Consider the following 23,811-nt stretch of genomic DNA (forward strand, 5'->3'; position numbering starts at 1 on the left):
TGCCCGGTTCAGATAAGGATGAAGATCGCGGCCAGGCCGGCAAAGATCGCCCACTTTTCCAGGTAGTAACGGGTGCGGTTGCGTTTCTTCAACTCCTTGCCCCGCAGGCGAATCTTGTACAGCCGGGTAAACGCACGGTTCAGGCCGCCGGTCTTGTCACCGGCATCGTTGGGCGAACCGGCCGCGGCCATCACATTGCGGCTGAACCAACGGTTGAACGCGGCCGCCCAGCGGTACTTCATCGGGCGTTCGATATCGCAGAACAGAATGATCCGGTTCTGCTCGGTGGTGTTTTCGGCGTAGTGGATGAAGGTCTCGTCAAACATCACCGGTTCACCGTCGCGCCAGTAGTAGTTTTCACCGTCCACGTTGATGTAGCAGCCCGGGGAGTTGGGCGTGTCCAGGCCCAGGTGGTAACGGTAGGAACCGGCATACGGGTCACGATGGCGTACCAGCTTTGAGCCCGGTGGCAGCTCGGCAAACATCGCGGCCTTGATCGAGCCGATGCTTTGCACCAGCTCGGTGGTGCGCGGGCACAGCTTCATCGCCGAAGGATGGCTGTCGCCGTACCACTTCAAATAGAAACGCTTCCAGCCCGACTTGAAGAACGAATTGAAACCCACGTCATTGTACTGGTCGGAGCGCTTGATCTCGCCTGCGCGCAGCAGGTTCTGGCCTTCCTCGCGGATCTCTTGCCAATGCTCCTGAAGCGGGCTCAGGTCGGGAAAGTCGCTGGGGGACAGGTACGGTCGGCTGGGCAGTTTGGAAAAGAGGTAGAGAAAGCAGTTCACCGGAGCCAGGAAGGTCGAGTGATCACTGAGCTGGCGCCCCAGCTTGTGGCGCACCCGGCCACGCAGGTGGACATACGCAATAGAGGCAATGTAGAGAGCAACAATGATGAGTTTCAAGGTATTCGTCACAAGTCAGAAGAGAACAGGCTGCTCCCGCGTGCCCACAACGGCCGAGGATTGAAGATGCAGCACCTGAAATCACAATTCACAAAACCGGCAACACGAACGGCTGGGTGACAATCCGGTCGTGGCCATTGGCAGCTATTTTAGCCACACTTTGTAACCAAAGGTTAATCAAGATTTGTGAAAAGGTGTCCAGTGAGTGTGCCAGGAAGAGCAGCAGCGGGCTTGCCGGGCGGCCTGCCCGCTGCTGAAGGCGTCAGCTTTTCGGTTCATCATCCTTGCGTGTACGCAGAGAAAGCCGATATTCATCCAACTCCGAGTAGGGTACGGCTTCGCGTCGTGCCAGCAGATGGCGGCCCAGCGCAATCAGTACACCCACGGTCAACCCTGCCAGCAGGCTCAGTATCATAACCAGGGCTTTCTTGGGCTTGATCGGGCTCAGCGGCTCTTGGGCACGACGGTCAATGGTTACCAGCTTGAGGCCACTCATGTCGATATTCAGGCCTCGCAAACGCGCGACTTCCGCTCGTAACGGTTCAACATCCTGCAAGAAAATGTCTTCATTCCCGCGATTTTTCAGCACCTCCACTTCACGGTTGACCTCCAGCATCTGCAACTCTTTGCCAATCTGTGCAATGCGGCTGTTGGTAAAGTCGTCGCTCGTACGCGCCTGCAACGCGGCACGTTCCGCCTCAAGCGCCTCTGTACCGAGGAAGTACAGCGGGATTTTCTGGTTGTTGACCTCGGTGCGCATTACTTGATTCGAGCCGCTACGCGAGGCATCTGCCATGGACGAAGGAGTGGTCGGGGTCTTGATGCCCATCGACTTGGCGATGGAAATGGCCTCCGCCAGCTCTGCCAGCCGGTCCGTGCGCTCCATTTTCATCTGTAAGCGCAGGGCACCCAGTTCGTCCTCCAGCTTGGCCCGTTTGAGCCTGTCGGCTTCAAGCAGCTTGGCAATCTTCGATTCCTTGTCGGTTTCGTAATTGGAGCGCGCCGCGTCGATTTTGCCCTTGAGTTCGTTCAAGCGGTTATTGACGATCACTTTAAGGTCAGCACCGACCTGGGCACGTTCCGAATCAATTGCGTAGTCTACAAAGCCGTTGAGAATCGCTACCCCGTCGATGTCTGCCGGGTATTCCAGCTCAAGCTTGATATAGCTGCTCAGGGAGTCGGACTTCTTGGGATCGGGCAGGCTCAGGTTGATGGAGTTTCGATTGAATTCTTCAAAACTCTGCTCGAGGCTTTGCCCGGTTTTCTGGAACGCCTTGAACAGGTCCTCATGGGACTTGAAAAACCCCAGGCGCGCTTCGTATGAGTCCAGTTGCGCCCCCACTTTGTTCAGGGCGTCGGCCGGCGGCAACTTATAGACTTCGGAGCGGTTCAGAGCATCCAGCTCATTGATGGCAGCCGGGCGCAGCACACTGCTGACCTGATACTCCCGCGGGGCCAGAAAAGCGTAGCCCGCCCCCAGCATCCCCGCCAGAATCGTACACCCCAGCACCAACTTCTTTTGCCGCCAGATACCATGACACAGTTCAAACAGATCAATTTCGTCCGATGCCGCATGAGCGTGGAGCCGAGGAGTTTTATTCAAAACTGATGCACCTTAAAAAGTCGACAGTCAGCGGTCACACATATTCATCAAATACTGAATGGCCGCTTGAAAATCAGGGACAACGCCCTGTACACAAGACACGAACGGTCTACCGATGGTCATCGGACCACCTCGATCATGGAAAAATCCCACATCACCGTAGATTGTTTTCGTTCAGATTACGCAGGAGCCCCTACCCTGGTGCTGAGCGTAGACGAACTTGTAAAGAACCGTTTCCGAATCAACGCACAAAATGGCGCTAAATACCCGTGAATACTGGGAAAATTCGTACGCAACAAAGAGAAACCAGACAATTCTCACAAAATCGATTCAGCTTATCCGTCAGGCATCTACGCACCAAGGTATTGACTGCTCGTTTTTTAACCAAAAAGGAATTTGTATGACACGTGCTTCAAATGCGGATTTCCAGGCGCTCCAGGGGGCATGGGAACAAACGGCGCTGGAAGACAATGGTGTGCTCAATCCCACGGATGAACACAGCGCGCCAGGCGCGATCACGACAATCTCGGGCGATCAATTCCAGGTGGTGACGGTCGACGGCGAGGTTTTACTGGCAGGCAGCTTCACGCTCGATGCCAGCACGGCACCCAAAAGCATTACCTGGGTTGACTCGATGGGAGAGGATGCCGGCAAACAGTTACCCGCGAGTTACCGGCTGGAAGGTGATCACTTCGTGTTTATTGCGGCAGATGAAGGCATGCCCCGCCCTACCCGCTTCAGTACCGGCCCAGGGCAAACCATGCGCACGTTCGTGCGCAAACCCTGACACGGATATACATCCGTTCCTGCGACATGGTTTTCACATGGCCTTCACGTGTTGACCTATAGGGTGAAGGCTACCTACTCCAGTGAACACCTTGGCCCGTCTACCCCACGGGCCTTTTTTTGCCTGCACGGCAGCCAATCAGCACGGGCGCTTGATGGCGGTGAGGGTGTAGCACGGGGCAGTTGAGCGGGCTGGTTTTGATACCTGGGCTGACAGCATGTCCATTGCGTCTCCAATATGTTCCGGTCATTGCGACAAAAGAAGTCCGCCCTACACCGAAAGCCTCGCCATCCTTGAACCGGTAAAGAGCCTTCACTGTAGGGCGAACGGACGGAAAATAAGCCAGGCTTATTGGATGTTCAACTGTTAACAATAAAAAGCCCTGAAAAAGCCTCGATCAGCGCTATTTTTCGATGCAAATGGCTCCACTTTGTAAATGTTTTTGCTTGTATTGCCATACGAGTGCAACGCCGCCTTCAGAAACTATACCTTCATGCCATGGGTCACTACTGCTACCGACCTCTTGCCTGAAGACCGTGCCATGGCCACTCGCTCTGACCTGCGCAACACCCTGTCCCTGGACAGCCTGAACTTCTTCCTGGCGGACGTGCGTGACGGACTGGGGCCGTACCTGGCGATTTATCTGCTGGCCGTGCACCACTGGGACCCCGCCAGCATCGGCGTGGTCATGACCCTGGCCGGCATCGCGGCCCTGCTCACCCAGACGCCGGCCGGCGCATTGATTGACCGAACCCGCAGCAAACGGGCAGTGATCGTGATCGCCGCGCTGCTGGTGACTGCCAGTTGCCTGCTCCTGCCCTTCGTCAGCTCCTTCAGCCTGGTGGCGCTGACCCAGGCGGCCAGTGCAGCGGCGGCCTCGGTGTTTGCGCCGGCCATCTCGGCGATTTCCCTCGGGATCACCGGGCCGCGCGCTTTTACCCGGCGCACCGGCCGCAATGAAACCTTCAACCACGCCGGCAACGCGGTGGCGGCCCTCCTCGCCGGTGGATTTGCCTACCTGTTCGGCCCGGTGGCGGTGTTCTATCTGATGGCAGTCATGGCTGCGGCGAGTGTCATCGCGGTCAGCTGCGTGTCAGCCCAGGCAATCGACCACGAAGTCGCACGGGGTTTCGACCCTGCGCATGGCACCGGCCATGAACAACCGTCGGGGTTGGCCGTGCTTCTGGCGAACAGGCCCTTGATGCTGTTTGCCATCTGCTGCGCGCTGTTTCACCTGGCCAATGCGGCCATGCTGCCGCTGGTCAGCCAGAAGCTGTCGCAGATCAACCTGCAGATGGCCACGCCGCTGACCTCGGCCTGCATCGTCGCGGCCCAGTTGGTGATGGTGCCGGTGGCCTGGCTGGTGGGCGTGAAGGCCGACGTGTGGGGGCGCAAGCCGTTGCTGCTCGCCGGTTTCATGATCCTGCCGCTGCGGGGCGTGTTGTATACGCTGTCCAGTGATCCATATTGGCTGGTGGCGGTGCAGATGCTTGACGGGGTCGGTGCCGGGGTGTTCGGCGCGCTGTTTCCGGTGATAGTCAAAGACCTCACCCAGGGCACCGGACGCTTCAATGTCAGCCTGGGCGCGCTGTCCACGGCATTCGGCCTCGGCGCGGCCTTGAGCAGCAGCCTGGCAGGTTTTGTCGTGCAGTGGGCGGGTTACAACGCGGCGTTCCTGACCCTGGCCGGCGTGGCGGCCGTCGCATTGGGGCTGGTGTGGGTGGCAATGCCGGAGACTCGGGCGAATCCATCCGTGCAGCGCCATACAACTCCCGCCTGACATATGCGACAATGCGCGCCAAATTCCAACATGCACCCATTTTTCTGCTCAGCGACTGGGCCCCAAGCCTTGATGTCGCTGCCGACGTATGCCCGTTGGCCTGGGCCACAAAATGGGCCCGGCTCAAATTAGCGCACTCCAAGCTATTGATAGGTAAAGTAATTGATCTCCACAGCTAACATCACCATGCAGTTCGGCGCCAAGCCGCTATTTGAGAACGTTTCGGTCAAGTTCGGCGCAGGCAACCGTTATGGCCTGATCGGTGCCAACGGTTGCGGCAAGTCGACTTTCATGAAAATCCTCGGTGGCGACCTCGACCCGTCGGGCGGCCAGGTCATGCTGGAGCCGAACGTGCGCCTGGGTAAACTGCGCCAAGACCAGTTCGCCTACGAGGAATTCACCGTACTCGACACCGTGATCATGGGTCACGAAGAGCTGTGGAAGGTCAAGGCCGAGCGCGACCGCATCTACTCGCTGCCGGAAATGACCGAAGACGACGGCATGGCCGTGGCCGAGCTGGAAACCGACTTCGCCGAGATGGACGGCTACACCGCCGAATCCCGCGCCGGTGAGTTGTTGCTGGGCCTGGGTATCGGCATCGAGCAGCACAACGGCCCGATGAGTGAAGTGTCACCAGGCTGGAAGCTGCGTGTATTGCTGGCCCAGGCGCTGTTTTCCGATCCGGAAGTGTTGCTGCTCGACGAGCCAACCAACCACCTGGACATCAACACCATCCGCTGGCTGGAAAACATCCTGACCCAGCGTAACAGCCTGATGATCATCATCTCTCACGACCGTCACTTCCTGAACAGCGTCTGCACCCACATGGCCGACCTGGACTACGGCGAGCTGCGCCTGTTCCCGGGCAACTACGACGAATACATGACCGTGGCGACCCAGTCCCGCGAGCAGTTGCTGTCGGACAACGCCAAGAAGAAAGCGCAGATCTCCGAGCTGCAATCCTTCGTCAGCCGCTTCTCGGCCAACGCCTCGAAAGCCAAGCAGGCCACTTCCCGTGCCAAGGCGATCGACAAGATCCAGCTGGCCGAAGTCAAGCCATCGAGCCGCGTCAGCCCGTTCATCCGCTTCGACCAGACCAAGAAGCTGCACCGCCAGGCGGTCATCGTCGATCGCATGGCCAAGGGCTTTGACGGCAAGACGCTGTTCAAGGACTTCAGCTTCCAGGTTGAAGCCGGCGAGCGCGTGGCGATCATTGGCCCGAACGGTATCGGCAAGACCACCCTGCTGCGTACCCTGGTCAACGAACTGACCCCGGATGCCGGTACGGTCAAGTGGACCGACGCGGCTGAACTGGGCTATTACGCCCAGGACCATGCTTCGGACTTCGAAGACGAGTCCAACCTGTTCGACTGGATGGGCCGCTGGACCAAGGAAGGCGAGCAAGTGGTTCGCGGTACCCTGGGCCGCATGCTGTTCTCCAACGACGAGATCCTGAAGTCGGTGAAGGTGATTTCCGGTGGCGAGCAAGGTCGCATGCTGTTCGGCAAGCTGATCCTGCAAAAGCCGAACGTGCTGATCATGGACGAGCCGACCAACCACTTGGACATGGAGTCCATCGAGGCGCTGAACCTGGCGTTGGAGAACTACCCGGGTACGCTGATCTTTGTCAGCCATGACCGGGAGTTTGTGTCGTCCCTGGCCACCCGCATCATCGAGCTGAGCCCGAGTGGGGTGATCGACTTCAGCGGGACTTATGACGATTACCTGCGTAGTCAGGGTGTGGTTTTCTAAGAGCCACCGGTAGTTTGAAATGCGAAAGCCCCGTCCAGTGTGATGGGGCTTTTTTTTGGGATATGGCTCTGCTTTTCTGTGGGAGCCGTCGAGCTTTAGCGAGGCCGCGATAGCGGTGTGCCAGGCAACATCTTTATTGACCATGCCGCCGCCTTCGCAGCCTTGCTACAGCTCGACAGCTCCCACACTTCACCGCGTCAGCTTTAGTCGTCCCGGGCCAGGGAGGCCCCATGGATCCAAAGCCGGATAGGCACGGGCCGCAATATCATCAAATATAGTTAGCCTGCTTCCTTTTACCCCAAGCCCTTGCCATGATGCCCGCACCGCCCGCCCGCGAACGAGTCCCCATGCCTGCCACACAGCCCGCCGCCCCCAGCTCCTTGTCGATCACCCTGCAGATCGTCTCCATCGTTTTCTACACGTTTATCGCGTTTATCTGTATCGGCCTGCCGATTGCCGTCATCCCCGGCTATGTCCACGGTGAGCTGGGTTTCAGCGCGGTGGTCGCCGGGATAACCATCGGCTCGCAATACCTGGCCACGCTGCTCAGCCGCCCCATGGCCGGGCGCATGTCGGACAACGTGGGCACCAAGCGCGCTATCGTGCTGGGCCTGAGCGGGATTCTGCTGAGCGGGGTGCTGACGTTCATCGCCACGCTGGTGCAAAGCCTGCCGTTGCTGAGCCTCGGCATATTGATTGTCGGCCGGCTGTTACTCGGCGTCGCGCAGGGCCTGATCGGCGTCGGCACCATCAGTTGGTGCATGGGCGCGGTCGGTGCCGAACATACGGCACGATCGATCTCGTGGAACGGCATCGCCTCCTACGGCGCGATTGCCATTGGTGCCCCACTTGGGGTGGTGATGGTTGCCGACTACGGCTACACCAGCCTCGGAATCGCCCTCACGGCACTTTCCGCCCTGGGCCTGCTGCTGATTCGCAACAAACCTTCGGTGCCCGTGGTGCGCGGCGAGCGGCTGCCCTTCTGGGCGGTATTCGGGCGTATCGCGCCGTTCGGCGCCAGCCTGTGCCTGGCATCGATTGGCTACGGCACCCTCACCACCTTTATCACCCTCTACTACTTGAGCCGTGGCTGGACGGGCGCAGCCTGGTGCCTGACGGTATTTGGCGTGTGTTTCATCCTGTCACGGCTGGTGTTTATCTCTGCCATCAACCGCTTCGGCGGCTTCACCGCGGCGATTGCCTGCATGACCATCGAAACCCTGGGCCTGACGCTGCTGTGGCTGGCACCGTCCACCGGCGTGGCCTTGATCGGCGCCGGGCTGACCGGCTTTGGTTTGTCGCTGGTGTACCCGGCGCTGGGCGTGGAGGCGATCAAGCAGGTGCCCAACAGCAGCCGGGGCGCCGGGTTGAGTGCATATGCGGTGTTTTTTGACCTGGCGCTGGCCATTGCCGGGCCGGTGATGGGTGCGGTGGCGCTGAACCTGGGCTACTCGTGGATCTTCTTTTGCGCCGCCCTGCTTTCCATCAGCGGCCTGGGCCTGACGTTACTGCTCAAGCGCCGCGCTTACTGATCAGCCGTCTGCAAGCCCGCCCGGGTGGATTGCCCGAGGGTGTGATTAAAGAACCGCCCGGCCTCGGAAATCAGGTCGCGGTGGATGCTTTCACGGTCAACCCCGTCGGCATCGGTGCACATGGCGGGCATCGCGGCCAGTTGGCTCTCGTCGCAAGGCGCCATGAACACAAAGTGCCCTGCCCCGGCCAGCAGCTTGAAGTCCGGCGGCTCCGGCAGTTTGCGCGCCAGGGCCTCGGCGTTCTTGTCCACGGCCACCAGCTTGTCGCCGTCGCCGCTATAGAGCAGCACCGGTACATGCACGTCCGCCAGGGTGTGGCGGCCAAACATCAGGCTCAACGGCGCCATCAACATCAAGGCATGGATACGCGGGTCGGCCTGCGGTTGCAGATCGTCGCGGTCGACGATCAACTCGCCCTTGGTGGTGCAGGCGTCGCGATCTTCCGGGCGTTGCTGGCAGTAGCGGCGCAGGCGGTCGAGGTCCGGCTTGGCGCCCGCGAGGATCAGCGCGGTTTCGCCACCGGCCGAATAACCGATGACGCCTACCTGGTCGACGTTGACGAATGGCGACAGCATCGGGTCGCCGAGGGTGGCGGTGATCGCTTCGGAAATCTGGATCGGGCGCCCGTACAGGTTGCTCAAGGTGCCCAGCCGGCTGTGATCCTTGTAGTTGTCGCCAGGGTGCAGCACCGCCACCACCACAAACCCCTTGCGCGCCAGGGAGGTGGCGAGGTCGTGCAGGGCCAGGGGCGTGCCAGTATTGCCGTGGGACAGCATCAGCATTGGAAAGCGGCCGATGGCGATTTTCGAGTCTTCAGTGGCGGCGATGTGATAAGCGCCCACCTGGGTGGTGTGTTCCAGGCCGGTGGACGGGTAGAACGCGACGGCTTTCATCGGCTGCAGATCCAGCGGGTCGAGAAAAGTCATGCGGTGGAAGCCCACACTCCAATGGGGGTGCGGCGCGGGCGCGGCTTGCACTGAAATCAGGCCGCCGAGCAGGGAGAGAACCAAGACTGCACAAAGACGCATCATGGGGATGTCCACCTTTGTTGCGTAAGCCCGCGTAGCTGTTGAAGTATCCATGGTTCAGGCGCTCGGACTGGCAGGGTTTACCCATGCGTGCATAACCTGGGCCAAAGTAGTGACAGCGGGTAAACGAAAAAACTCCGTACTCCGATCGCTTTTCAGGCGAGCAGAATACAGAGTTTAGGCGCCTCGAATCAGATTGATATCGAGGAACAGCAAAATTTACACAAGTCTTACGCTGCGGCGAACAATTGTTCGTTGATCACTGCGTTGGCGTCGCTGATCGCCTTGCTGCGCACTTCATCGCCATAGCCCAGGCCGTGAGCGCGGACGATTTCGATGTCGGTGATGCCGAGGAAGCCCAGCAGCACTTTCAGGTAGTCTTCGTGAGCCACACCGGTCGGCTGGCCAACGTGCAGGCCGCCGGAGGTCGACACGATGATGACTTTCTTGCCGCCGGCCAGGCCTTCAGGACCGTTTTCGGTGTAGCGGAATGTCTGGCCGGCGACGGCGATACGGTCGATCCAGGCCTTGAGTTGGGTCGGGATGGTGAAGTTGTACATCGGCGCAGCCAGGACGATGGCGTCGGCCGCGAGGAATTCGGCGAGGGTGTTGGCGCTCAGCTCGGCTTCATGTTTCTGTACGGCATCACGCAGCTCGGCAGCGGTGCCCAGTGCACCCAGGGTCACGCCGGAAAAGTGGTTGATGCCTTCGCTGGCCAGGTCACGGTAGGTCACTTCAACGCCTGGCTCGGCCGCCTGCCAGGTCTTGACGACACCTGCGCTCAACTGACGGGAGACCGAGTTGTCGCCGAGGATGCTGGAATCGATATGCAACAGTTTCATGGTTAATCTCCAAGTAAGCATCGCCAAGGGCGACGGAATGGAAATAAGCCTACAGATGAAACCAATCAGCGATTAGTCAGGCAATATGCGATTATTCGTCCCACTGACAGGACAATAGGCCGACCATGCAAGATCTGAATGACCTCTACTACTTCGCCAAGGTGGTGGAAGCCGGCGGTTTCGCCGCTGCCGGGCGGCTGCTGGGGATTCCCAAGTCGCGGCTGTCGCGGCGCATTGCCGAGCTGGAAGAACGCCTCGGCGCCCGCTTGCTGCAACGTACCACCCGCCAACTGACCCTCACTGCCGTGGGTGAACGCTACCTGCGCCACTGCCAGGCAATGCTGCTGGAGGCGGAAATGGCCGACGAGGCAGTGGCCAGCATGTCCAGCGAACCCCGCGGTCGGCTGCGGGTAAGCAGCCCCGTGGGCCTGGCTCACCAATTCCTGCAGACCGTGGTGGCGGAGTTTCTCACCGCCAACCCGCTGGTGCAGTTGGAGATGAACCTGGTCAACCGCCGCGTCGACCTGGTGGCCGAAGGCATTGATGTGGCCTTGCGCGTGCGCGAGCTTGGGGATGAAGACCCGCTGCTGGTGACCAAGCGCCTGCGCCAGGCCCAGACCGCGATTGTCGCCAGCCCCGACTTTGTGCGTGAGCGGCAGATCGACACCCTGGAAGACCTCAAGCAACTGCCGGTGCTGGGCGCCCTGGAAGCAGACCGCATGGTGCACTTCCGCATGCTCAGCCCGGAGGGCAGCAGCCACGACCTGGTGATGGAAGCGCGGCTGGGGATCGATGATTTCCTGGTACGCAAGGCCTGCGCCCTCGCCGGCCTGGGGTTTACCGTGCTGCCGATGATGTATTGCGAGGAGGAATTGGCCAACGGCCAATTGGTGCAGCTCTTGCCGCAATGGTCATTGCCGGGTGGCTGGTTGCAGGCGGTGTACCCACATCGGCGCGGTGTGTTGCCGGCCGTGCGGGCCTGGATCGACCACCTGGATAACGCCTTCAAAGGTTGCGGAGACCGTTTGCTATGAGAATGACCGAAGAACAAGTCGCCACGTTTTGCCTGGGCTTGCCCGGCGCGCGGGAAGATTACAAATGGGGCGGCGTACGGGTGTTTTCGATTGCCGGCAACAAGATGTTTGCCTTGCAGAACCTGCGGGGCGACTCGCTGGCCTTCAAGGTCGACAAGGAGCTGTTCCTGGGCCATGTGGATCGCCCCGGCATCCACCCGGCGCCGTACCTGGCGCGGGCGCAGTGGATCATCATGGAAACGCCCTACCCGCTGGGCGCCGAGGAACTGCGTGGCCTGTTGCAGCGTTCCCACCAGTTGGTGGTGAGCAAGCTGCCCAAGCGCACGCAGGTCGGCTTGTTGCTAGAAGATCGAGAGTAGCGTGCCACCCAGGAACAGCTGATCAATCCAGAACACCTGGTGCAGCAACACGATCAGCCAGAACACCACCTGATAAGACACCTTGCGCGTCTTGTGGCGGAACACCTGCTGGGCAATCAACGCCCCCGGCCAACCGCCTGCCAGCTCCACCGCGTGCAGGACGTTTTCCGGGGTGCGCCAGCTGTCTTCGCGAGCCTTGCGCTTGTCGCTCCAGTACAGCAGGAACGCCACCACGCTGACCACGCCATAGGCCACCAGCGGGATCAGCGAAACCCCGCGGTACCCCAGCAGCGCCGCACCAAACAGCGGCGCGGCGCACAACAGTGCAAACACCAACGCCTTGAAGCGCGGATGCTGGATGATCATGGCTTGACGGCCGACCAGTCGATCCAGCCGAACTGCCAGGTGGCCAGGATCACCAGGCCGAAGGCGATCCGGTACCAGGCGAACGCCGCGTAGCTGTGGCTGGCGATGAACTTGAGCAGCGCCTTGACCGCGATCATCGCGAAGATGAACGAGGTGACAAAGCCGATGGCAAACACCGGCAGGTCATCCGGCTGGAACAGGTGACGGTACTTGTAGCCCGAATACACCGCTGCGCCGACCATGGTCGGCATCGCCAGGAAGAACGAGAACTCGGTGGCGGTCTTGCGTGACAGGCCGAACAACAGGCCGCCAATGATGGTAGCGCCCGAGCGCGAGGTGCCCGGGATCATGGCCAGGCACTGGGCGAAGCCGACTTTGATCGCGTCCTTCCAGGTGATGTCGTCGACGGTTTCGGCGTGCACTTCATGCTGGCGGCGCTCGGCCCACAACATGATGACGCCGCCCACCACCAACGCCGCCGCAACGGTGATCGGGTTGAACAGGTAGTGTTTGATCAGGTCGGCGAAAATCACCCCCAGCACCACCGCCGGCAATACGGCAATGATCAGGTTGACGGTGAAACGCTGGGCATTGCGCTGGGTCGGCAAGCCAATGACCACGTCGAGGATCTTGCGTCGAAACTCCCACACCACCGCCAGGATCGCGCCCAGCTGGATGATGATATTGAACGCTTCAAAGCGTTCGCCACCGAAGTTGATCAAGTCGGCCACGATAATCTGGTGCCCGGTACTGGAGATCGGCAAAAACTCCGTCAGCCCCTCTACAACGCCGAGTATCAGTGCCTGTACGGCGGTCCAAAGATCCATCGATTCCCCCAAAGGTCATGCCCACGGCATGCCTCGTTGATATTTTTTAGACGTTCACTAACGAAGAGTGCGCTGCAAGCACAGCGCAAATAATCAAGGCCGAACTGCGAAAATTCCGTGAAAAATCAGGCAGGACTCAGGTTTTTTGATTCTGGGCCGAAAGCCTATCAGACAAGCCGGAAATGTCGATGCAGCACCCAAAATTATAAGAACACGGAGTGACAGGACCATGAACAGTTTGCGCAATATGTCTATCAGCCGGCGCCTCTGGCTGATCCTGATCGTCGCCGTGCTGATGCTGCTAACCCTCGGCCTGCTTATGCTCAAGCAGATTCATGACGACCTGTACCAGGCCAAGAGTGAGCAGACCCAGCGCGTGGTGCAAACCGCCAGCGGGATCCTGACTTATTATCACAGCCTCGAAACCAGCGGCGTCCTGACCCGTGAAGCGGCGCAGAAGCAAGCCTTGAGCGCGGTACGTGGCCTGCGCTACGGAAAGGACGACTACTTCTGGATCAACGACCTCACGCCCGTGATGATCATGCACGCGGCCAACCCCAAGCTCGACGGCCAGAACCTGTCGGCCATCCGCGATCCGGACGGCTTTGCGGTGTTCAACGAGTTCGTGATCCTGGCCAAGGCCAAGGGCGCGGGGATGGTAAATTACCGCTGGCCCAAGCCCGGCGCCGATGCGCCGGTGGCCAAGACCTCCTATATCCAGCTGTTCGAACCCTGGGGCTGGATCATCGGTTCCGGCGTGTATGTCGATGACGTGCAAGGCGAGTTCCGCGGCCAGGTGTGGAAAGCCTCGGTGGTTGGCCTGGTGATCGCGCTGATCATGGCCCTGCTGGTGGTGCTGATCGCCCGCAGCATCGTGCGCCCGTTGCAGCAGGCAGTGAATGCGATGGCCAATATCGCCAGTGGCGAAAGCGACCTGACCCGCACCCTCGACACCCATGGCCAGGATGAAGTCACTCAATTGTCGCGGCACTTCAACAGCTTTACCGCCAAGCTGCGGCAGGTAGTGGGCCAGTTGCAGACCTGCGCCAACGCCTTGGGCCAGTCGTCCACCGAGCTGGGCAGCAACGCCAGCGATGCCCATGACCGCAGCCAGCAGCAATCGCAGCAGATGGAACTGGTGGCGACGGCGATCAATGAAGTCACCTATGGCGTACAGGACGTGGCCAAAAATGCCGAGCATGCCGCCAGCGAAATGCGCGATGCCCAGGTGCAGGCCGAACAGGGCCAGCTCAATATCGATGGCAGCCTGCAACGGATCGACCAGCTCTCCGGCACCATCAGCCAGGCCGTGGAGGTGATCCGTACGCTGTCGACTGAAAGCACGCAGATTGGCGGCGTGCTGGAAGTGATCCGCTCGATTGCCGACCAGACCAACTTGCTGGCCCTCAACGCCGCCATCGAAGCGGCCCGCGCCGGGGAGCAAGGCCGTGGTTTTGCGGTGGTGGCCGACGAAGTACGGCTGCTGGCCCAGCGCACGCAAAAATCCACGGCAGAGATCCAGGCGATGATCGAGCGCCTGCAAGGCCATTCGGAGGCAGCGGTCAAGGTCATCAGCGACAGCCACCAGGCCTCGCAACTGACTATCGAACAAGCAGGCCAGGCGGGAGCGAGCCTGACTGCCATCGGCCAGGCGCTGCGTAATCTCAACGGGCTGAACGCCTCGATTGCCAGTGCCACGTTGCAGCAGGCGCATGTGGTGGAAGACATCAACCAGAACGTCACCCAGGCAGCCGGCTTGTCCCACAGCACCGCGCTGGCGGCGCAGCAGTCCAGCGTCGCGAGTGCGCACTTGAAAGGCCTGAGCGAACAACTCGACAGCCTTCTGCGCCAGTTCAAGGTCTGACGCCGATGATCGTTCCCACGCTCTGCGTGGGAACGCATCCTGTGACGCTCTGCGTCACCGTTGCGCAGAGCCGGGACGCGGAGCGTCCGGAACTGCATTCCCACGCAGAGCGTGGGAACGATCTATCGTCGCACCGCCGCTCCCACATTGGTTACAATCAGCGCCCTCTTCGACTCCCCCAAGGAACCGCCATGTCCGGGCTTGAACTGTTTGCCGCCGCCCTGGGGGTGATCGCTGTCTGGTTGACGGTTAAACAGAACCCGTGGTGCTGGCCCATAGGCCTGGTGATGGTGCTGCTGTACACCTGGATCTTCTTCGATGTGAAGCTCTACTCCGACATGCTCCTGCAAGTGATCTACGCCGCCCTGCAACTCTACGGCTGGTGGCAGTGGACCCGCGCCGGTGAGGTCAAGCAAGGCCGGCAAGTCACCAGCCTGGGCTTGCAACCGATCCTGCAAGGCCTGGCTGTGGGTGCTGTGGGCAGCCTGTTGCTGGGCGCAGCCATGGCCCACTGGACCGACGCCGCCCAACCCTGGCTGGACGCGGCCCTGACCGGCTTCAGCCTGGTGGCGCAGATGTGGATGGCGCAAAAACGCGTGCAGTGCTGGCCGTTGTGGATCACCGTGGATGTGATCTTCGTCGGGCTGTTCCTCTACAAAGGCCTGTACCTCACCGCCGCGCTCTACGCCTTGTTCACCGTGATCGCCGTGCAGGGCTGGCGTGAATGGCGCGCTGACCCGGCGTTGCACGCATGAAGGTGGTGGTACTGGCCGGCCCGGAATCCAGCGGTAAAAGCTGGCTGGCCGCCCAGTTGCAGGCACATTTTGGCGGGGTGATGGTGGGCGAATACGTGCGTTATTTCATCGACCACCAGCAGCGCGATACCACCCTGGCGGATATCCCGGAGATCGCCCGGGGCCAGTTGGCCTGGGAAGATGCCGCCCGCGCCGCGCAGCCGGCGTTGCTGATCCTCGACACCAACCTGCTGACCAACAAGCTGTGGAGCCAGACCCTGTTTGGCGACTACCCGGCGTGGCTCGACAGCGAACTGCTCGCCCGCCACTACGACCTGCACCTGCTGCTGTCTCCGGAAGACGTGGAGTGGACCGCCGATGGCCAGCGCTGCCAGCCGGAGTTTGCCGATCGCCTGGCGTTTTTCCAGGCCAGTCGTGACTGGCTGGAGCAACATCATCTACCGCTACGGGTCATCCGTGGGGATTGGCAAGCACGCCAGGACCAGGCCTTTTCAGCTGTGGAACAACTGCTGGATTGACCGGCGGGGACGATTTTCATGCACCGCTCGTTACGCATGGCCCACTTTCAACGCTCTGGCGCGCAGGGCTGAAGACCGGTTATCGGGTCAACGCAGTCCTCTACCCGGGGCACAGGTCAATCCTTAAAAGGAGATTGGCCTATGAACATGCGCATCGTTGCCCGCTTGATCAACTTGCCCGAAGACCGTGGCGTTCGTGTTGAAACCGCCGCCCATCACATCCTGCTGGTGCGTTCGGGTAGCGAGGTCCGTGCCTATCAGGCGGATTGCCCCCACGCCGGGGCGCCCCTGGAGCAAGGCGTGGTCTGTGACGGGAGGATCATTTGCCCGTGGCACAAGGCGGCCTTCCGGGTGGATGACGGCCAGGTCTGCGAGCCGCCCGCGCTGGTGCAGCTCAAGCAGTACCCGGTGGAGATTCACGACGGCGTGGTCAGTGTGGGCGACGAGGCACTGCCCTCGCCCGTTGCCCCGCACACCAACGATTCGCGCTGCTTTATCGTGATTGGCGCCGGTGCAGCCGGTTCGGCGGCCGTGGCCACGCTGCGCCGCAAGGGTTTCAGCGGCCGGTTGTTGTGGATCGACCAGGAACAGGACCCCGCCTACGACCGCACCGCCCTGAGCAAATTCGTCATCTGCGGCGAGATGCCGCCGCAGGAAACACCGCCCTTGCTGGACGAGGCCACCTGCCACGCGTCGCGGATCCACGGCGAAGTGCGCCACCTCGACCCTCAAGCCAAGCGCCTCGAGCTTGCGGACGGTCGCCACTTCGACTACGACGCCGCACTGCTGGCCACCGGCGGCGAAGCCAGGCCGCTGGATGTTCCGGGCACCGTACTCAACAACGTATTCGTGTTGCGCTCCCGGGACGATGCGGCGCGTATCGTCAAGGCGGCTCAACCGGGCACATGTGCAGTGATCATCGGCGACAGTTTTATCGGCCTGGAAGCCGCGTCCGCCTTACGCAAGCGCGGGTTGACGGTGCAGGTGGTGGGCCGTCACGAGATTCCGCTGGCGGCCCAACTGGGCAAGCGCATCGGTGCCTCACTGCGCCAATTGCATGAAGCCAACGGCGTGATATTCCACACCGCCAGCGAGCCTGCACGCCTGGAGGGCCACATGGACGTGACGACGGTGGTGCTGAAAAACGGCCACAGATTGGCCGCAGACCTGGTACTGATAGGCGTCGGCGTCACGCCTGCCACGGGGTTTGTCGAGGGGCTGGAAAAAGCCGAGGACCAGTCGCTCAAAGCCGATGCCGGTTTGTCTGTCGCGCCCGGACTATGGGCGGCGGGCGATATGGTGACCTTTCCATGGAACGGCCAACCCGTGCGCATCGAACACTGGCGTGTGGCGCAGCAACTCGGGGTGCTGGCGGCGCGCAATATGCTGGGCGCACAACAGGTGTTTGCCGATGTGCCGTTCTTCTGGACGTATCACTTCGGCAAGACCTTTGAACTGCTGGGCCACCCCCGCCACTGGAATCAGCTCCACGTGGAAGGCGACCTGCAGCGCCACGACTTCATCGCCCTGCTCTGCCAGGGCGACGAAGTGGAAGCGGTAGTTGCCTGTGAACATCAGCGGGCCATGGCGCTGCTCTCGCAACGCCTGAAGCACCCGCTGAAGAAGGCCGAGGTGCTGGAGCTGATCCGCGGGCTTTAGTAGCCCAGCGACAACCCGGTATTGCGCCGAGGGTCGTTGGCGCCATAGAAACGGTTATTGCCAACCGGCTTGCCATCCAGGGACGGCGCGCCTACCAGGATCGCCGCCAGGTGGTTGGCGTCCTGCGGGCCGGCAAACTTGTGGCCCCAGCCTTCGAGGATTTTCTGGGTGTCGGGGCTCAGGGCAAAGCGTTCGATATTGGTCGCCTCAGGCAGCCATTGCTGGTGGAAACGCGGGGCGTCCACGGCTTCCTGGATGTTCATCTTGTAGTCGATCACGTTGAGGATGGTCAGCAAGGTGGCCGTGATGATACGGCTGCCACCCGGCGTACCCACCACCATCACCGCCTTGCCATCCTTGGTGACGATGGTCGGGCTCATGGACGACAGCGGCGTCTTGCCCGGAGCAATGGCGTTGGCTTCGCCCTGCACCAGGCCGTACATGTTCGGCACGCCGATCTTGGAGGTGAAGTCGTCCATTTCGTCGTTAAGGATCACCCCGGTCTTGCTCGCCATCACGCCCGCGCCGAACCAGTCGTTGAGGGTGTAGGTCACCGAGACCGCGTTGCCCCACTTGTCGACGATGGAGTAGTGGGTGGTGTTATTGCCTTCGTGGGGCGAAACGCCCGGCTTGATGTCCTGGGAGATCCCGGCTTTCTGCGGGTCGATGGCGGCGCGCAGTTTGGCGGCGTAATCCTTGTCCAGCAGGTGCTCGACCGGGTTCTGCACGAAGTCCGGGTCGCCGAGGTAGCTGTTGCGGTCGACGTACGCGTGGCGCATGGCTTCGATCTGGTAGTGCAGGCCCTGGGCCGAGTGATAGCCGAGGTCGGCCATCGGGTAGCCTTCGAGGATGTTCATGATTTCGCAGATGACCACCCCGCCCGAGCTCGGTGGTGGTGCGGACACCACGTGGTAGCCACGGTAGTCACACTCGATGGGCGCCAGTTCGCGGGTCTTGTATTTGTCCAGGTCGGCTTGGGTGATGATGCCTTTGCCCGATTGGCTGGAATCCACAATCGCCTTGGCTACCCAGCCTTTGTAGAAGCCATCGGTGCCCTTGGCGGAGATTTCCCGCAGGGTTTTCGCCAGGTCTTTCTGCACCAGCTTCTGGCCCACCAGCATCGGCTCGCCGCCGTGCAGGAAGATGCCGCGCAGGTCTTTGTCTTTCTTGAATTCGTCAGTAGCGGTGTGCAGCAGGTCGACATCGCCCTGCTCCAGGGCAAAACCGTCTTCGGCCAGCTTGATCGCCGGGGCGATGACCTGGGCGCGCTTGAGGGTGCCGTATTTGCTCAGCGCCAGTTCCATCCCCGATACGGTGCCGGGTACGCCGACCGCCAGGTGGCCCTTGGAGCTGAGGTCCGGGACCACGTTGCCGTCCTTGTCCAGGTACATGTCGGCAGTCGCGGCCAGCGGGGCTTTTTCGCGGAAATCAAGGAAGGTCTTGCGGCCGTCGGCCAGTTGCACGGTCATAAACCCACCGCCGCCGAGGTTGCCGGCTGCCGGGTACACCACGGCCAGGGCGTAGCCCACCGCCACCGCCGCATCCACGGCGTTGCCGCCGGCCTTGAGCACATCCACGCCCACATGGGTCGCCAGATGCTGGGCGGTGACCACCATGCCATTTTCGCCAGCCACCGGGGCCTGGGAGGCCGCCTGCACGCCGCTGGCAGTCAGCACCAGCGCGGTGGCAATCAAAGTTCGGGTAAACGGTTGGTATTTCATCCCTGCATACTCTGTTTATTAGAAGAACTAGAAAGTAATACGTTTCCGATCCAAGCCCCAGCGTTATGCCGCGTTTGTGACAGAGCCTGTCGGTAACGGAATAATGCCCATGCTATATTCCGGGCCTTTACGCCGCGCAGCAGAGGCTTTTCGATGGTGATCAAGAAGACCGGTATCCGCGCCCAGCAAGCCGACCAGACCCGCGCGCGGATTCTCCAGGCGGCGGTCAAGGTCTTCACCCGCGACGGCTATTCCGGCGGGCGTGTGGAAAGCATTTCCCGCGAGGCCGACTCCAACGACCGCATGCTGTATTACTACTTCGGCAGCAAGGAGCACCTGTTTGTGTGTGTGCTGGAGCATACCTATGAACAGTTCAACAAGGCCGAAAGCAAGCTCAAGCTCGACCTGACTGCACCGGTGCAAGCGTTGCAGGCGCTGGTGGGGTTTATCTGGAATTACTACGTCAAGCATCCCGAGTTTGTGGCGATCCTGAGCATCGAGAACCTGCACCAGGGCAAGCATGCGAAGCAGTCGGGTGAACTGCGGCGGTTGTCCGGGGAGGCGGTTGGGGTGTTGCGGCCGATCATCGAAGCGGGCCAGGCCCAGGAGCTGTTTCGTGAAGATGTGGACATCAAGCATGTGTACTTGATGATTGCTTCGTTGTGCTACTTCTATAACTCCAACCAGCACACGCTGAGTTCGTTTTTGGGGGAGGATTTGGCGGATAAGACCCAGCAGCGGGATTGGCTGGGGTTTATCAGTGATCTGGTGTTGCGCGGGGTATGCGTGACACCGCCCATCCAACGGTAGAACCTGGATCTAAATGTGGGAGCGGGCTTGCTCGCGAATGCGGTGTATCAGTCAATATATTTGGCGACTGACGAACCGCTTTCGCGAGCAAGCCCGCTCCCACATTTTTTGACCGTGTGAATCAATGGGTACCGGGATTGGCTCGCAGGTGTGCCACGGTTTGCTCCAGGCCTTCCCACTGCGGTGCATGGGGTGCGAAGCGCCCGCGCAGGTAGGCGGCCAACTCCGCCACTTGGGTGTTCGACAAACTGTCCTTGAACGCCGGCATGTAACCCAGATCCTTGGTCGCCGGAGTGCTGATCCCTTGCAAAATCACCTTGATCAGGTTGTCCGGTTGATCGCTGTGCACATTGGTATTGGTCGCCAGTGACGGGCTGACGCCGAACAGCTTCGGGCCCTGTCCGTCGGCATGGCAGGCCTTGCATGAACCTTCGAATACCCGTCGCCCATTGGCATTGGGCACCGTCGCAGCTGCCACCACCTGCGCTTCGGCGGCGCCGCTGTCGTTCAGCGAAGCCAGGTATACCGCCATCGCGCGGATGTCGGTCTTGGGCAGTTTCGCCAGTTCAGTCACGACCGGTCCCATCGGCCCCGTTGCCACGCCATGGGCATCGGAGTAACCAGTGCTCAGGTAGCTGAACAATTGGTCTTCGGTCCACGGCGTCGGCGCCTTGGACAAGCCATTCAAGGCCGGCGCTTCCCAACCGTCCACCCTGCCGCCCGCGAGGAACGCCTTGCCGCCCTTCTCCGCCCCCATCAGGTTGCGCGGCGAATGGCACGCCGCGCAGTGCCCCAAACCGTTGACCAGGTAAGCGCCACGATTCCATTGCTCGCTGCGCTGGGGCTGCACGCTGATTTCCCCACGGCGCAGGAACAGCGCATTCCAGCCGGCCATCAACGGCCGGATATTGAACGGAAACTTCATCGCGTTCGGCACCGGTGCCTGGCTCACCGGCGCCTGGGACATCAGGTAGGCATACAGCGCCTGCATGTCGGCATCGTTGATATTGCGAAACGCCGTATAGGGAAACGCCGGGTACAGGTTGCGCCCGTCGCGGCCAATGCCGTCGCGCATCGCCCGCTCGAACGCCGGGTAGGACCAGTTGCCAATCCCGGTTTTCTCATCCGGGGTGATGTTGCTGCTGTAAAGGGTGCCGAACGGCGTGTGCATCGCCAGCCCGCCGGCATTGGTGGCACCGCCCGGTGCCGTGTGGCACACCGCGCAATCCCCCACGGCGGCCAGCAAGCGCCCGCGCTCCAGGGTGGCCTTGGACCAGGTGCCTGCACTGGGCGGTGCAATCGGGGCAATTTCGCTGTGAAACGGCCACGCGGTAGCAGCCATGCCCAGCACCGCGCCAAAGGCGGCGAACAATGAGCCGAACAACCATTTGCGGCGCTTTTCCGGGGACTTCGCCGGCTCGCCCAGGGTGCCTGCATTCAGCGCCGCCAATACCCGCTCGGGGGTAATCGGCAGCTCGCGAAAACGGATGCCGGTGGCGTCATAGATCGCATTGGCAATCGCCGCCGCGCTGGGCACCGAGGCCGACTCACCGGCGCCCATCGGGGGCGGGTCCTGGCGCGGCATCATCAGTACGTCGATCTGCGGCACTTCCGGGAAGGTCAGGATCGGATAACCGCCCCACTCCTTGCTCGCCACGGTCGACTCTTCAAAGGTCACGCGTTCCTTGAGCACACGGCTGGTGGACTGGATCACATTGCCGTGGATCTGATGCTGCACCCCTGCGGGGTTGATCATCATCCCCGAGTCATGCCCGATCACCACGCGCGTCACCGAGACATCGCCGGTCTGCTTGTCGATGGCCACGTCCGCGACCCACGCCGCCCACGCCGCGCCGAAGCCGGGAAACTTGCTGTGGATGTAGCGCGCGTAGGCAAAGCCCCGACCACGCAGCAGGTGGTCCTCATTCGCGGTTTGCATCGGCGCGGTACGCGGTGCCCAGTTGGCGCGTTCGGCGGTGGATTTCACCAGGTCGATGGCGCGCTCGTCCTTCAGGTAACGCAGGCGGTACTCCACCGGGTCGACCCCGGCGGCAAACGCCAGTTCGTCGATATAGGATTCATGGGCGAAGGTGTTGGGCAACGCCGACACACCGCGCATCCACGAGGCGCGAACGATCGGCGCCATGTCGTTGATGGTGACGCGCATGTTCGCGATGTCGTAGGGCGGGATCGAGGTGCGGTCGCCCATCTCGAACATCGCCGCCACCGGCTCGACCCGGCCGGTCAACAGCAGCGCCAGGGTGGGCGCGCCGTTGGACGGGTAGCTGGTTTCAAAGTCATAGGCGGCGATGCTGCCGTCGGCGTTCAGGCCGCCGTCGACATCCATCAATTGCGCGGTGCCCTTGGGCTCCCACAGGTGCTCCTGTTCGCGGGTCAGTTGCACCCGCACCGGCTTGCCCACCGCACGCGACAGCAGCAAGGCGTCGGCGCATACATCATCGGCGCAGTTGCGGCCGTAGCAGCCGGCGGCCTCCATGCGAATCACGTCGATGGACGCTTCCGGGCATTCCAGCAACCAGGCCAGGTCGGCCCGCAGCAGGTGCGGGTTCTGGCTGCCCGACCAGACGCGGCTGCCACCGGGCTGATAATCCGCCACGCCACAGGACGGGCCGATGGAGCCGTGCATCTGGTATGGCCACAGGTAGGTGCGCGGCATGCGCTGGCTGGCGGCGGCCAGGGCTGCGTCGACGTTGCCCTGGTCGAGCACGGTGCGGCGTACCCGCGGGTTGTCGCGGATTGCCTGCTCCACATCGCTCATGTCCGGCAGTGGGTGGTTCCAGGGTTTCCAGTGCACCTGCAGTTCCTGGGCGGCCTTGATTGCCTGCTCTTCGCGCAAGGCCACCACGCCGACAAAATCACGGATCACCACCACCGCAACAATGCCCGGGATATGGGCGATGGAAGACTCGTCGACCTTCAGCAGGCTGTTGCCGACAAAGTCACCGCAATCCAGGCCCGCATACGGTGGGCGGATCACCCGACCGTGGAGCATGTCCGGCACGCGCATGTCGTGCACGTACGTCAGTTCGCCGGTGGCCTTGCCCGGGATATCCACCCGGGCTGCGCCCTTGCCCACCAGGCGGTAATCGGCGGTGGCCTTGAGCGGTGCATCGCCGCTGATGCGCAGTTGGTCATGCTCGCCCGTCACCAGTTCGCCATAAGTGATGGTGCGCCCGTCTTCGCCGCGGATAACGCCTGCGTCGACCTTGAGACTTTGAGCATTTACGGACCAGCGTTGCGCCGCCCGCGCCAGAAGGAAACGCCGGGCTTCGGCGGCGGCATTGCGCAGCGGAATCGCGGAGATCTGCAAGGTTGCGCTGGCAATGGTCGCGCCCTGGTTCGGCGCACGCTCGGTGTCGCCCAGCACCATGCGCACCTGGTCCATGGTCAGGTCCAGTTCTTCAGCGACGATCTGCGCCAGGGAGGTGCGAATGCCGGTGCCCAGGTCCACGTGGCCGTTGAAGGCGTACACCAGCCCGTCATCGTTCACTGCGATAAACAGCCCCAGTTCCTTGGGCTTGACCGTCGGTGTGCCGCCTTTGGCCACCGGCCCCGAAGGTGGCAGCACATCGTCGACGATCAGCAGGACGCCGGCCTTGGCCAGCCATTGGTCGCGGGAAGGGATTGCGTCAGTCATGGTCATCG

Annotated in this window: 19 protein-coding genes; 11 read left to right on the plus strand and 8 right to left on the minus strand. The window is 61.5% G+C overall.

Going from position 1 to position 23,811, the window contains the following annotated elements; genetic code table 11:
- Positions 1-8: 8 nt before the first annotated feature.
- Complete coding sequence (lpxO, locus tag HX805_RS25280; RefSeq protein WP_102369153.1) at positions 9-908, minus strand: lipid A hydroxylase LpxO; 900 nt, start codon at positions 906-908, stop codon at positions 9-11.
- 262 nt (positions 909-1,170) lie between these two features.
- The gene (locus HX805_RS25285) at positions 1,171-2,511 is read right to left on the minus strand and encodes an LPS O-antigen chain length determinant protein WzzB (protein ID WP_177117382.1); all 1,341 of its coding nucleotides are present in this window, start codon (positions 2,509-2,511) and stop codon (positions 1,171-1,173) included.
- Positions 2,512-2,911: 400 nt separating this feature from the next.
- Between HX805_RS25285 and HX805_RS25290 the strand changes: the two genes are divergently transcribed.
- The 4 genes from HX805_RS25290 (at position 2,912) to HX805_RS25305 (ending at position 8,362) form a co-directional block, all read left to right on the plus strand.
- Entirely contained in the window at positions 2,912-3,298 is a 387-nt protein-coding gene (locus HX805_RS25290) for a TIGR03067 domain-containing protein (protein WP_008436175.1), read from the plus strand.
- Between the two features lie 541 nt (positions 3,299-3,839).
- On the plus strand, positions 3,840-5,078 hold the full coding sequence (locus tag HX805_RS25295; protein ID WP_087692676.1) for an MFS transporter: 1,239 nt from the start codon (positions 3,840-3,842) through the stop codon (positions 5,076-5,078).
- A 162-nt stretch (positions 5,079-5,240) separates the two neighbouring features.
- A complete protein-coding gene (locus HX805_RS25300) occupies positions 5,241-6,830 on the plus strand; it encodes an ABC-F family ATPase (protein ID WP_008436174.1) in 1,590 nt (529 codons plus the stop codon).
- 347 nt (positions 6,831-7,177) lie between these two features.
- The gene (locus tag HX805_RS25305; RefSeq protein ID WP_177117383.1) at positions 7,178-8,362 is read left to right on the plus strand and encodes an MFS transporter; all 1,185 of its coding nucleotides are present in this window, start codon (positions 7,178-7,180) and stop codon (positions 8,360-8,362) included.
- Here HX805_RS25305 and HX805_RS25310 read toward each other — a convergent pair.
- Together HX805_RS25310 and HX805_RS25315 are read right to left on the minus strand one after the other, a co-directional pair.
- A complete protein-coding gene (locus HX805_RS25310) occupies positions 8,356-9,393 on the minus strand; it encodes a dienelactone hydrolase (protein ID WP_008436172.1) in 1,038 nt (345 codons plus the stop codon). The genes HX805_RS25305 and HX805_RS25310 overlap by 7 nt on opposite strands.
- Positions 9,394-9,620: 227 nt before the next feature.
- Positions 9,621-10,232, minus strand: a complete 612-nt coding sequence (locus HX805_RS25315) for an FMN-dependent NADH-azoreductase (protein WP_003215366.1) — start codon at positions 10,230-10,232, stop codon at positions 9,621-9,623.
- 125 nt (positions 10,233-10,357) lie between these two features.
- Here HX805_RS25315 and HX805_RS25320 point away from each other — a divergent pair, with 125 nt between their 5' ends.
- Both HX805_RS25320 and HX805_RS25325 read left to right on the plus strand, forming a co-directional pair.
- A complete protein-coding gene (locus tag HX805_RS25320; protein ID WP_003215364.1) occupies positions 10,358-11,266 on the plus strand; it encodes a LysR substrate-binding domain-containing protein in 909 nt (302 codons plus the stop codon).
- Positions 11,263-11,625, plus strand: a complete 363-nt coding sequence (locus tag HX805_RS25325) for an MmcQ/YjbR family DNA-binding protein (protein WP_032899493.1) — start codon at positions 11,263-11,265, stop codon at positions 11,623-11,625. The genes HX805_RS25320 and HX805_RS25325 overlap by 4 nt, the downstream gene beginning before the upstream one ends.
- Here HX805_RS25325 and HX805_RS25330 read toward each other — a convergent pair.
- The gene (locus HX805_RS25330; RefSeq protein WP_003215359.1) at positions 11,608-11,991 is read right to left on the minus strand and encodes a DUF1294 domain-containing protein; all 384 of its coding nucleotides are present in this window, start codon (positions 11,989-11,991) and stop codon (positions 11,608-11,610) included. The genes HX805_RS25325 and HX805_RS25330 overlap by 18 nt on opposite strands.
- Positions 11,988-12,818: an undecaprenyl-diphosphate phosphatase gene (locus tag HX805_RS25335; RefSeq protein WP_003215357.1), complete on the minus strand. Its 831-nt coding sequence runs from the start codon at positions 12,816-12,818 to the stop codon at positions 11,988-11,990. Before HX805_RS25335 ends, HX805_RS25330 begins: the two co-directional genes overlap by 4 nt.
- A 229-nt stretch (positions 12,819-13,047) precedes the next feature.
- Here HX805_RS25335 and HX805_RS25340 point away from each other — a divergent pair, with 229 nt between their 5' ends.
- The 4 genes from HX805_RS25340 to HX805_RS25355 all read left to right on the plus strand — a co-directional run bounded on the left by HX805_RS25340 (position 13,048) and on the right by HX805_RS25355 (position 17,614).
- Complete coding sequence (locus tag HX805_RS25340; RefSeq protein ID WP_102369157.1) at positions 13,048-14,682, plus strand: methyl-accepting chemotaxis protein; 1,635 nt, start codon at positions 13,048-13,050, stop codon at positions 14,680-14,682.
- A gap of 191 nt (positions 14,683-14,873) precedes the next feature.
- Positions 14,874-15,437: a nicotinamide riboside transporter PnuC gene (gene pnuC / locus HX805_RS25345; protein WP_003215352.1), complete on the plus strand. Its 564-nt coding sequence runs from the start codon at positions 14,874-14,876 to the stop codon at positions 15,435-15,437.
- Positions 15,434-15,955, plus strand: a complete 522-nt coding sequence (locus HX805_RS25350) for an AAA family ATPase (protein WP_177117384.1) — start codon at positions 15,434-15,436, stop codon at positions 15,953-15,955. The genes pnuC and HX805_RS25350 overlap by 4 nt, the downstream gene beginning before the upstream one ends.
- Positions 15,956-16,096: 141 nt before the next feature.
- Positions 16,097-17,614, plus strand: coding sequence for an FAD-dependent oxidoreductase (locus HX805_RS25355; RefSeq protein WP_177035615.1), 1,518 nt, complete (start codon positions 16,097-16,099; stop codon positions 17,612-17,614).
- On the opposite strand, the gene ggt is transcribed toward HX805_RS25355, so the two are convergent.
- Entirely contained in the window at positions 17,611-19,335 is a 1,725-nt protein-coding gene (gene ggt, locus HX805_RS25360; protein ID WP_177117385.1) for a gamma-glutamyltransferase, read from the minus strand. The genes HX805_RS25355 and ggt overlap by 4 nt on opposite strands.
- 153 nt (positions 19,336-19,488) lie before the next feature.
- Between ggt and HX805_RS25365 the strand changes: the two genes are divergently transcribed.
- Positions 19,489-20,145 carry a TetR/AcrR family transcriptional regulator gene (locus HX805_RS25365; RefSeq protein WP_177117386.1) on the plus strand — a complete coding sequence of 219 codons (657 nt, stop codon included), beginning with the start codon at positions 19,489-19,491 and terminating at the stop codon, positions 20,143-20,145.
- Between the two features lie 121 nt (positions 20,146-20,266).
- Here the strand turns inward: HX805_RS25365 and HX805_RS25370 are convergent, their stop codons facing one another.
- Positions 20,267-23,803 (minus strand): molybdopterin cofactor-binding domain-containing protein, encoded by a 3,537-nt coding sequence (locus HX805_RS25370; RefSeq protein ID WP_177117387.1) that lies wholly within the window; start codon positions 23,801-23,803, stop codon positions 20,267-20,269.
- Between the last annotated feature and the right edge of the window lie 8 nt (positions 23,804-23,811).

Source organism: Pseudomonas sp. G5001, assembly GCF_013385475.1.
Lineage (GTDB): Bacteria > Pseudomonadota > Gammaproteobacteria > Pseudomonadales > Pseudomonadaceae > Aquipseudomonas.